Source organism: Mycoplasma sp. 5912, assembly GCF_054353835.1.
Genome location: NZ_JBTHHI010000005.1, coordinates 59,604 through 71,896, shown reverse-complemented (window position 1 = coordinate 71,896; position 12,293 = coordinate 59,604). Strand labels below are relative to the sequence as shown.

The window sequence follows — 12,293 nt, the reverse complement described above, 5'->3', positions numbered from 1 at the left end:
GTTTTATATCACTTACAATTTTAAAGGAGTTTCACTCTTTTTTTAATATTTTTTTCAAAATCTTTTTTTGTGAAAATAACTCAGTTATAGATACACAACTTTTTTTAAGGTTCCAAAAGAATAACACAATTAGTTGTTAATCTTTTTGTCTTGCTTTACAAATTTAAATTAAAAATTGCCACGGCAATTTGCTATGACGATTCAAATTTAAAAACTATTTGTTTTACGCTTTCTTGCTTGTCTATTTTTATGTTAAATTATTAAACATCTGAAGTTGCTAAAGTTGTGTATTTTCGCAAATATTCATAAAGATTTTTTACCTGTTGATTACTTGGATTTTTATTAACAGTGATAGTCATGGATTTATCAATATATTTTACATTCATAGTTATATGTGTTTTTTGCAAACTGTTTTTGTTATCATATTTAACACCTAATTGTTCTAAATTGATAAGCCAAAAATGTAAATTTGCTGTATTGTTACTTTTGTAATCTGGAACTAAATTATATTGTGAAATTACAGAATTTTCATTACCTGTTTCATACATTAACAAATTCTTAGTCTTAAAGAATTCATTAACATCTTGATTTCTTAGATAAATCTTTTGAAACTCTACTTTGTTCATTTGTTTTAGTTTTTCGGATGTTAGAGTATTAATGTCAAAATCAACTTTATTTTTAAATGTTTGATAATATTTCTTAACATAATCTAAGTTAAATTTATCTAAAAATAATTTATTAAGTTCTTCTACTGATTTAATAAAAACATATTTATCTTTGAACAAAGGTTGAAATTCACCAGCACTTTCTTTGTTATTTTCTCACATATAAAAAAAATAATTTTCTTCAATATTTTTAATAGAATTTTGCCTTTTATATTCTAACACAACCCCGGTAAAGTATTCTAAATCGTTATAAAAATATTCTTTTTTGTTTGAGTTATTTGCACAACTAACAACAATTAAAGGTGCTAATGCAGAAAAAGGAAAAATTCATTTTTTTATAAAATTCTTCATACTATTTTTCCTGCACTGTATATGTTAATGCTAAACTATCATTGATCGAATTATCAAATAGCACACCTGAATATTTTTTAACTTTTAATCTATAATATCCTGCTTCAGTAGTAATATACTCAAGTAACTCATCATTAGAGCTGCTTGATGTAATACTTTTAACTACATTTCAATTACCATTACTATCTTTTTTTTCTAAATATAAATCATAATCAGAAAACATCTTATTATCTTGTTTTTGTTTTAGTGTTTTTAAATTCAATCTTTCTTCACTAATATGATATTTATTTCATTCTGCTTTTTCCTTTGATAATCTTGCTCCTTCAACTGAATTAGCTATAACACCACCTAAAAACCCTAAAAACCATCATCAATTTACATTTGCATTGTAACTTGGTGAATTTTCAGGTGTCCCTAATAAACCAGCATTAAACAATCAAGAACTTGCTCCTTTAATTTTTTTACCTTTTGGAACATAAAAGGAACTAGTTCATAAAACAAAATCATTATCAGATTTTGAAATTTCTTTAGTTACTAAATTATCTGCAGCTTCTAACATATTTTCAAAATCTACAATACCAGAACCATATTTTTGAGTATATCCATTCGCTTTGTAGTTAAGATTATTTACTTTTGGAGTTCTGGATGAAGCACCTATAATCGCTTTTATTGATTGTAATCTGATTTTGTCCTTATTTAAGAAATCTCTTTCTCTTAATAATGTTGAAACTAAACCTGTAACAACAGGGGATGCAAAACTTGTACCAAGTGTATCTAAATAATTTCACTCACCTTTGCTATTTTTATGCCATCTTTTATATAAATACCCTGGAGCAACAACATTAGGTTTAGAAGTAGATACATAGCCGTTTTGTAATAAATAATTAGAATATTCTGCTATTGATTCAGTAGGTTTTTGTGTGAATTCGTTAAAATCAAGTGCCCCTACTATTAAGTTATTAGGTGAAAGTGCATACCCATCTACCCATTCGTTTTCTTTTTCTTTTTGATCATTTCCATTTCCGGATGAAAAGATATTAACAACTCCATATTTTCTAGAAATATAATCTAAAAATAAATTATTTTCATCATATGTGGTTCATCAATTATCATATTTCATACCATAACTATGGTTTATAACTCTTACTCCTTTTTCTTTAACCATTCATTCAATAGCACTTTGTCATTCATAATTATCAATAAATGCTGAAAAATAAAGTTTTGAATATCTATCATATCCTTTTTCACCTGCTGCGATATTTGAAACTTCGTTTGCATGATGACTTAGTTTAATCTTTTTATCAATATCTTGTAATTCAACACCATACCTTTGAAAGTTTTGTAATTTTGTTGTATCGATTTTTCCTTTTACTTCTATAACACCAACATTTCCTTTTTTATTTCGATATCTGCTATTTTCTCTTTGTATTTGTTTTTTAAAGTTTACTATATCTAAGTCTTTTGAATTATCTATTATAATATCACGATTATAATAAACATCTCAATCAATTTCTTCTTCTTTATCTGAACTGTTGGTAGAAAATTGTAGATTTTGTATTTCATTTGGAAATAAAATACCCTTATAAATTTCTTTTTTTTCTATAATATTTTTGACAAATTCTTTTCTTTGATTTTCGTTATCAAAATAGAATCAAACTATCGGCATCATCGAGCTTGTTTGATAGCCTTTGAAATATAAATTTGATTTTTTAATGTTTTCTATGAATTTATTATTTTTTTGGACGGTTAAGTTTTCATCCATAACTGAATTGTTTGCTTCATAATTTAATAAAAGTTTTAATTCATAATTATTGTTTACAGGAACATTCCTCACAGAATTAAATAGTTGTCCGTTTTTGTTTATACGAACTTCTAATTTATTGCTTTGATATCCTAAATATCAAGGTTTTTCTTGATTTTTTAACACATTTGTAGCTGTTAATGTTACTATACTAGCAACTGATGTAGTTAAAATACTACTAAATAAAAATATTTTTTTAATTTGCTTTTTCATATTTACTCCTTTTTGTGTTTTTTTGTAAGAAATAAATTTCTTTTCAATTTCTTACTTTTTTTATTTTACATAAAAAAGGAGAAATTAAAAAAATAATTTAAAATATAGTAAAAAATTTTGAAAATATGTAAAAAATATGAAAAAGCAGTTTCGAAATGACTAAGATAAATAAATTAAAAATTTTTATTTAGACAACAGAGAAATAGATTACTTATTTTCAAACTTAAAATCTGAATGTTGAGATTGTAGAGGTTATTCAAAAACAACTTATGAAAAACTATTAAGTATTCTCAAGAGTAAAGTGAAACGATATAATGAATAAAAAACGCAAACAAATTTAAATTAAAAATTGCCACAGCAATTTGCTATGACGATTCAAAGTTAAAAACTGCTGGTTTTATACTTTCTTGTATGTATGCTTTATGTTAAATTATTAGACATCTGAAGTTGCTAAACTTATTTCGTTTCATAAATATTCAAAAAGATCCCTTACTTGCTGATCGCTTGGATTCTTATTAACAGTGATAGCCTTAGATTTATTAATATATTTTACATTCATAGTTATACGGGTTTTTTGTGAACTTTCTTCAGCTTTGTATTTAACACCTAATTGCTCTAAATTTATCAGTCAAAAATATAAATGATGCATTGTATCTTCTCTTTTATAATCTGGGACTAAGTTATATTGAGAAAATCCAGAATTTTTATTTCCTGTTTCATACATTAACAAATTTTTAGTCTTAAAGAATTCATCAATATCTTCATTATTTAAATAAATCTTTTGAAACTCTTCTTTGTTCATTTGTTTTAGTTTTTCATCTGTTAGAGTATTAATATCAAAATTAACTTTATCTTTAAAAGTTTGATAATATTTCTTAACATAATTTAAATTAAATTTATCTAAAAATAATTGATTCAGTTCATCAACTGATTTAATAAAAACATATTTATCTCTGAATAAAGAATGAAATTCACCAGCATTTTCTTTGTTATTTTCTCACATATAAAAGAAGTAGTTTTCATAAATATTTTCAATGCTATTTTGCTCTTTATATTTTCTAACAATACCATTAAATTTTATTAAATTATAATCAAAATATTCTTTGTTACTGCTACTTGCACAACTAGCAACAATTAAAGGTGTTAATGCAGAAAAAAGAAAAACTCATTTTTTTATAAAATTCTTCATACTATTTTTCCTGCACTGTATATGTTAATGCTAAACTATCATTGATCGAATTATCAAATAGCACACCTGAATATTTTTTAACTTTTAATCTATAATATCCTGCTTCAGTAGTAATATACTCAAGTAACTCATCATTAGAGCTGCTTGATGTAATACTTTTAACTACATTTCAATTACCATTACTATCTTTTTTTTCTAAATATAAATCATAATCAGAAAACATCTTATTATCTTGTTTTTGTTTTAGTGTTTTTAAATTCAATCTTTCTTCACTAATATGATATTTATTTCATTCTGCTTTTTCCTTTGATAATCTTGCTCCTTCAACTGAATTAGCTATAACACCACCTAAAAGTCCTAAAAACCATCATCAATTTACATTTGCATTGTAACTTGGTGAATTTTCAGGTGTCTCTAATAAACCAGCATTAAACAATCAAGAACTTGCTCCTTTAATTTTTTTACCTTTTGGAACATAAAAGGAACTAGTTCATAAAACAAAATCATTATCAGATTTTGAAATTTCTTTAGTTACTAAATTATCTGCAGCTTCTAGCATATTTTCAAAATCTACAATGCCAGAACCATATTTTTGAGTATACCCATTCGCTTTGTAGTTAAGATTATTTACTTTTGGAGTTCTGGATGAAGCAGCTATAATTGCTTTAATTGATTGTAATCTGATTTTGTCCTTATTTAAGAAATCTCTTTCTCTTAATAATGTTGAAACTAGACCTGTAACAACGGGAGATGCAAAACTTGTACCAAGTGTATCTAAATAATTTCACTCACCTTTACTATTTTTATGTCATCTTTTATATAAATATCCTGGAGCAACCACATTAGGTTTAGAAGTGGAAACATAGCCATTTTGTAATAAATAATTAGAATATTCTGCTATTGATTCAGTAGGTTTTTGTGTGAATTCGTTAAAATCAAGTGCTCCTACTACTAAGTTATTAGGTGAAAGTGTATAACCGTTTAATCATTCGTTTTCTTTTTCTTTTTCATCATTTCCGTTTCCAGATGCAAATATGTTTACAACTCCATATTTTCTAGAAATATAATCTAAAAATAAATTATTTTCATCATATTTTGTTCATTCGTCATCATATTTCATACCATAACTATGATTTATAACTCTTACACCTTTTTCTTTAACCATTCATTCAATAGTTTTTTGTCATTCGGCATTTTTAGTAAATGATGAAAAGAAAAGTTTTGAATATCTATCATATCCTTTTTCACCTGCTGTAATATTAGAAACTTCGTTTGCATGGTGACTTTTCTCGATATTTTTAACTGTATCTTGAAATTCTATACCATATCTCTGGAAATTTTGTAATTTTAACAAATCGACACTTCCATTAACTTCTATAACACCAACATTTCCTTTTTTATTTCAATATCTGCTATTTTCTCTTTCTATTTGTTTTTTAAAGTTTACTATGTCTAAGTCTTTTGAATTATCTATTGTAATATCACGATTATAATAAACATCTGATTCTTCTTCTTTTTCATTATCTAAATTATCTGTATTAAATAATTGAATATTTTGTATTTCATTTGGAAATACAATACCTTTATAAATTTCTTTTTTATCTATAATACTTTTGAGAAATTCTTTTCTTTGATTTTCGTTATCAAAATAGAATCAAACTATTGGCATCATTGAGCTTGCTTGATAACTTTTGAAATATAAATTTGATTTCTTAATGTTTTCTATGAATTCATCGTTTTTTTGGTCGGTTAAGTTTTCATCCATAACTGAATTGTTTGCTTCATAATTCAATAAAAGTTTTAATTCATAATTATTGTTTACAGGAACATTCCTCACTGAGTTAAAAAGTTGTCCGTTTTTATTTATACGAACTTCTAATTTATTATTTTGATATCCTAAATATCAAGGTTTTTCTTGATTTTTTAATACATTTGTAGTTGTTAATGTTGCTATACTAGCAACTGATGTAGTTAAAATACCACTAAATAAAAATATTTTTTTAATTTGCTTTTTCATATTGCTCCTTTTATTTTTAGTAAGAAATAAATTTCTCTTTAATTTTTTACATTCTTATTATACATAAAAAAGGGAGAAATTTCAAAAAAAATTTTGTGAAAAACTTAGAAAATGTGCAAAATCTGTGAAAAAGAAGTTTCAATAATTGAGTATAAAAATTTTTGTGTAAATTAGTTTTTTAATTAATGGTTTATGTTTTAAATATTGTGATTTTTTATAAATTTAGAAATCCTACATTTCTTACCTGCATGTTAAAATTTGTTCGGTGTAGTAACCATAGAGTAATGGTTATTTTTGTTTGCTCTAACTCACTTGACTCAATTTATATATTTCACTAAATTCTTGATTGAAACATTTTTGTAAATATTTCCCCAATTCTCTAATTTTGAATGGTAAATGTTTACATTTTGGATGTAATATTTAGTTTTTCAATTTGCTTTCATATTGTAATTTAAATTATCATTAAAAATCCTTGGTTTTCTTTGTATTACTTCAACGATAAACAGCTTACCGTCTATTTTGTTAACAAAATCACTATAAGCATTTTCACCATCTGTTAAAAATTGTATAGATTCTGTATTCGTAATTTTATATTTGAAAGCATTATAAAGTTTTTTTAACAGAAGATCTTCCAGCACCTAAGTATTGAATTGTGATATTTCTATTTCGATCAACTATTGTAGAAAGACAATGTTTTTCTCAACTAATGCCCCTTTGAAGTAAAATACATGGATTTCCCACTTTTTCCTGCTTTTCCTCAGATTCCAACATTGAAATTTTCTTTTCTTACATTATTAAAGTATATTTCATCTAATTCAGTTATTCCACTACTGATTCGTTTTCATATTACTTTGATTTTATAAAATCTAGTAATTTGTGTCTTCAAAGAAAAGGAGTTTTAAATTTATCCCATAAATTTCTGCAGTTGCAGAAGGGGGGGGATAATTTCTTTAAATGACAATCAAAAAACAGAGGATATTTTGCTCTGCGTGTTTTTCCTAAATGTTCAATAACTGTTCCTGTGCAAAATCGCTAAGTTTTTTCTTGCAATCATAACCTCTATAATGCGGCATATTATTAGTTGCTCCGTGTTTATGAATATTAACAGAACCACAACTTGTGCAGAATTTAGGTTTTTCAAACTTAATATCTTTACTATTGTTTCACGAACTAATATAAGAAACAAACATATTTTTAACATTTTCTGGTAAATCAACAAAAAATTCATTCATTAGCTTTTGATTTAATTTCTTTCATTTCTTATTCAACTCTACTGTGATTTTTCATAATTATTTAAAATTTAACACAGTTATAACAAATACCGTCTCAAATTGATTATTAAAATTTGTTTAACCAAGTGATGTGGTCAAAAATGTTAATAGTTATAGTTCAAAGTTATATAAATGCAGGAAACTAGTAATTTTTACTAGTTTCCTGCATTTATAAAGTTTATATGTATAAATTATATATCACTAGTTTTTAAAGATATTGTCTCATAAAAATATTGGTAAAGGTCTTTTATTTGATGATTACTTGGATTTTTAATAACAGTAATGGTTCTAGATTTATCAATATATTTTACATTCATTGTTATATGTACTTCATATGTGCTTTTTTTATCATCAAAATTTGCACCTAATTGCTCTAAATTAATAAATAAAAATTTTAAATTCGTTGCATCGTCTTTTTTGTAATCTGGAACTAAGTTATATTGTGATGTTGCTAAATTATTTTTACCAGCTTCATTCATTAACAAATTTTTAGTCTTAAAGAATTCATCAATATCTTCATTATTTAAATAAATCTTTTGAAACTCTTCTTTGTTCATTTGTTTTAGTTTTTCAGTTGTTAGAGTGTTAATGTCAAAATCAACTTTGTCTTTAAATGTTTGATAATATTTCTTAACATAATTTAAATTAAATTTATCTAAAAATAATTTATTAAGTTCATCTACTGATTTAATAAAAACATATTTATCTCTGAATAAAGAATGAAATTCACCAGCATTTTCTTTGTTATTTTCTCACATATAAGAAAAATAATTTTCTCCAATATTTTTAATAGAATTTTGCTTTTTATTGTATTCGATATATCAATCAAAATCCTTGAAATTTTTAATAAAATATTCCTTGTTATTTGCGGTGTTTCCACAACTAGCAACAATTAAAGGTGTTAATGCAGAAAAAAGAAAAACTCATTTTTTTATAAAATTCTTCATACTATTTTTCCTGCACTGTATATGTTAATGCTAAACTATCATTAATTGAATTATTAAATAATACATCTGAATATTTTTTAACTTTTAATTGATAAATGCCTGATTCGGGTGTTATATATTCAAGGATTTCATCATTAGAATTAATTGATGTAATACTTTTAACTACTTTTCAATTACCATCCCTATCTTTTTTTTCTAAATATAAATCATAATCAGAAAATAACTTATCTTGCTGTTTTTGATTTACTGTTATTAAATTAAGTCTTTCTTCATCTATATGTTTTTCAAGTCATTGTGCTTTTTCCTTAGATAATCTTGCTCCTTCAACTGAATTAGCTATAATACCACCTAAAAACCCTAAAAACCATCATCAATTTACATTTGCATTGTAACTTGGTGAGTTTTCAGGTGTCTCTAATAAACCAGCATTAAACAATCAAGAACTTGCTCCTTTAATTTTTTTACCTTTTGGAACATAAAAGGAACTAGTTCATAAAACAAAATCATTATCAGATTTTGAGATTTCTTTAGTTACTAAATTATCTGCAGCTTCAAGCATATTTTCAAAATCTATAATACCGGAACCATACTTTTGAGTATACCCATTCTCTTTGTAGTTAAGATTACTTACTTTTGGAGCTCTTGATGAAGCACCTATGATAGCTTTTATTGCTTGTAATCTAATTTTGTCTTTATTTAAAAAATCTCTTTCTCTTAATAATGTTGAAACTAAACCTGTAACAACAGGAGATGCAAAACTTGTCCCATTTGTATCTAAATAATTTCACTCACCTTTACTGTTTTTGTGCCATCTTTTATATAAATATCCTGGAGCAACAACATTAGGTTTAGAAAGTGATGTATAAGCACTTCTTAATAAATAATTAGAATATTTTGCTATTGATTCAGTAGGTTTTTGATCTATTTCATCAAAATCTAATGCACCAACTACTATATTATTAAGAGAAAGTGTGTCACCATTAATTCATTCATTTTGTTTTTCCCTTTCATCATTTCCATTCCCAGAAGAAAATATATTTACAACTCCATATTTTCTTGATATATAATCTAAAAATAAATTATTTTCGTCATATGATACACGTCTATTATCTTTTCTCTCACCATAACTATGATTTATAACTCTTACACCTTTTTCTTTAACCATTCATTCAATAGAGCTTTGTCATTCTGAATCGTTAATATGAGTAGAAAAGAAAAGTTTAGAGTATCTATCATAACCTTTCATTCCTGCTGTTGTATTTGAAACTTCGTTTGCATGGTGACTTTTTGAAAATTTTGAAGTATTATATAATTCGATACCAAATCTATTAAAATTTTGTAACTTACTTTCGTCTATACTTCCTATTACTTCTAAAACACCAACATTACCACTTTTATCATAATATCTGCTATCTTCTCTTTGTATTTGTTTTTTAAAATTTACAATGTTTAAATCTTTTGAGTTGTCTATTGTAATATCACGATTATAGTAAACATCTCAATCGATTTCTTCTTCTTTATCTGAACTGTTGCTTTTAGACAATTGTAGATTTTGTATTTCGTTTGGAAATACAATACCTTTATAAATTTCTTTTTTTTCTATAATACTTTTGACAAATTCTTTTCTTTGATTTTCATTATCAAAATAGAATCAAACGATCGGCATCATCGAGCTTGTTTGATAGCTTTTGAAATATAAATTTGATTTTTTAATGTTTTCTATGAATTCATTATTTTTTTGGACGGTTCAGTTTTCATCTATTACTGAATTGTTTGCTTCATAATTTAATAAAAGTTTTAATTCATAATTATTGTTTACAGGTACATTCCTCACAGAATTAAATAGTTGTCCGTTTTTGTTTATACGAACTTCTAATTTATTATTTTGATATCCTAAATATCAAGGTTTTTCTTGATTTTTTAACACATTTGTAGCTGTTAATGTTGCTATACTAGCAACTGATGTAGTTAAAATACTACTAAATAAAAATATTTTTTTAATTTGCTTTTTCATATTACTCCTTTTATGTTTTAGTAAGAAATAAATTTCTCTTCAATTTTTTACATTCTTATTCTACATAAAAATGGGAGAAATTTCAAAAAAATTTTGTCAAAAACTTAGAAAATGTGCAAAATCTGTGAAAAAGAAGTTTCAATAATTGAGTATAAAAATTTTTGTGTAAATTAGTTTTTAATAATGGTTTATGTTTAAGGTAGGCCTCGGTGTCCTATATAAGAAAATTTACTTTTTTATTACTTTTATGGTTTTGTTCTCTCTAACCAAAAAGTCATTTGCTTCCTTAAAGCTTAATACAGTTTTTATATTTAACTTATAATCATTTGGTATTAAGATAATATTATAAAAAAGTTTAATTTGGTTTTGATTCTTATCGCTTTTATCTGGATTGATAGTGAAATTATAACTAAATAACGATGCATTTATTAAACCTAAGGAAACAGATTTTTCGTTATTATTTTCATTTAATTTTAGTATATGTGATGGCGTTTTAAAATAATCTCCAAGAGTGCTGAATAATTGCGTATAAAATAGAAGTCTGTTGTTTTTTAAAATATCAATAATTTTTTGATTATTTAAAAATATTTTTTCAAATTTTGTTGTAAGTTCATCGGGAGTAATAAGAAAATTTTGTTTCGCAGCAAGAATTTGTAAAGGAGTGATAATAAGTTGATAAAATTCATCTATATTTGTGATAATTTTGATACCTTGATTCAATTCTCAGTCTGAAATTGTTTCATTAGTCAATTTACCTAAAAAATTAATTTCTTTATAAATCTCAGATTGATTATTGCTTACAGATGTAATTAAATGCTCGATATTATCTTCTTTATTTATATAAATAAAATCTGCTTCTTTATATTTAAATTCTTTATATAAAGCAGAAAGTAATTTTTCGTTTTGTTCTTTGTCTGTTTTTAAAAGAGTAAATTCCTTATCTTTGGGTACTAAAAATGCTGAAAATATATGTCTGTTTGGTCTAAGATCGGTAGTTGAAACTAATGATACTCTATTATTTATATAATATGGTTCTGCTTTTAGAGCATAAACAACATCTATATTTGATTTATCTTCATCTATAAGAATATAATCGTATCCAAATGAACTTCAATTATCTTTTTGTCAGTTATTATAATATCATTATCTTTAAGAATATTACTTATATTTTTGTTATTTAAAAAATCATTTTCAAATATTTCTACTATTTGCTTGTCTGTTAAAGTTTTATTTAAACCCAGATAAGTATACAAATTGTTAATAAGGGAGACGATATTAATATAAAAATCTTGCTCAGTTTTAATACTGAGAAAATCATCTTTTATAAATTTAAAATTAGAATTAAATCGTTTTTCATTACGATTTCGTTTGTTAAAAAGTTGTAATATAAATTGGTCAAATAAAACACTATTAGAAGTTATAATGCTCTGTTGCTGTTGCTTCAATTTAATAAGATTCACAAATAAAGGAGTTTTTAAGTTAATACTTTCTAGATATTCAGGTTCGCTTAACTGTATTTTAGGTAAAGTTTCTTGTTTATTTTCCGATCCCTTATTAACTTCAACCTTAGATCCACATGCAACAGACACAGAAGTGTATATTGGTAAGGAAGTGATTAGAAATCTAATTATTTTCTTTTTGAATGACATATGTAAATGCTATTAAATCCTTTATTGAATATTTGTAAAAAGAACTTCAAAAACCTGTAACTAATAACCTAAAAACTCCGTCGTGAATTACTTTATATTCTATAAGTTCATCATTTGAATCGTTTGAATTAGAAGTATCAATAGTAATTCATTTACCATCAACAAATTCTTGAAGT

At 24.7% G+C, this 12,293-nt stretch carries 9 protein-coding genes; all 9 read right to left on the bottom strand.

Annotation, left to right across the window (positions count from 1 at the left end; translation table 4 throughout):
* Positions 1–260 precede the first annotated feature (260 nt).
* The gene (locus ACXYRP_RS02570) at positions 261–1,016 is read right to left on the bottom strand and encodes a hypothetical protein (RefSeq protein WP_458615151.1); all 756 of its coding nucleotides are present in this window, start codon (positions 1,014–1,016) and stop codon (positions 261–263) included.
* 1 nt (position 1,017) lies between these two features.
* Positions 1,018–3,030, bottom strand: coding sequence for a S8 family serine peptidase (locus tag ACXYRP_RS02565; RefSeq protein ID WP_458615150.1), 2,013 nt, complete (start codon positions 3,028–3,030; stop codon positions 1,018–1,020).
* 433 nt (positions 3,031–3,463) lie between these two features.
* On the bottom strand, positions 3,464–4,219 hold the full coding sequence (locus ACXYRP_RS02560; protein WP_458614701.1) for a hypothetical protein: 756 nt from the start codon (positions 4,217–4,219) through the stop codon (positions 3,464–3,466).
* A gap of 1 nt (position 4,220) precedes the next feature.
* On the bottom strand, positions 4,221–6,236 hold the full coding sequence (locus tag ACXYRP_RS02555; RefSeq protein WP_458615149.1) for a S8 family serine peptidase: 2,016 nt from the start codon (positions 6,234–6,236) through the stop codon (positions 4,221–4,223).
* A 998-nt stretch (positions 6,237–7,234) separates the two neighbouring features.
* Entirely contained in the window at positions 7,235–7,468 is a 234-nt protein-coding gene (locus ACXYRP_RS02550; RefSeq protein ID WP_458615148.1) for a hypothetical protein, read from the bottom strand.
* Between the two features lie 230 nt (positions 7,469–7,698).
* The gene (locus tag ACXYRP_RS02545; protein ID WP_458615147.1) at positions 7,699–8,454 is read right to left on the bottom strand and encodes a hypothetical protein; all 756 of its coding nucleotides are present in this window, start codon (positions 8,452–8,454) and stop codon (positions 7,699–7,701) included.
* A 1-nt stretch (position 8,455) separates the two neighbouring features.
* Complete coding sequence (locus ACXYRP_RS02540; RefSeq protein WP_458615146.1) at positions 8,456–10,468, bottom strand: S8 family serine peptidase; 2,013 nt, start codon at positions 10,466–10,468, stop codon at positions 8,456–8,458.
* Between the two features lie 228 nt (positions 10,469–10,696).
* A complete protein-coding gene (locus ACXYRP_RS02535; protein ID WP_458615145.1) occupies positions 10,697–11,218 on the bottom strand; it encodes a hypothetical protein in 522 nt (173 codons plus the stop codon).
* A gap of 329 nt (positions 11,219–11,547) precedes the next feature.
* Complete coding sequence (locus tag ACXYRP_RS02530; RefSeq protein WP_458615144.1) at positions 11,548–12,117, bottom strand: hypothetical protein; 570 nt, start codon at positions 12,115–12,117, stop codon at positions 11,548–11,550.
* Positions 12,118–12,293 lie beyond the last annotated feature (176 nt).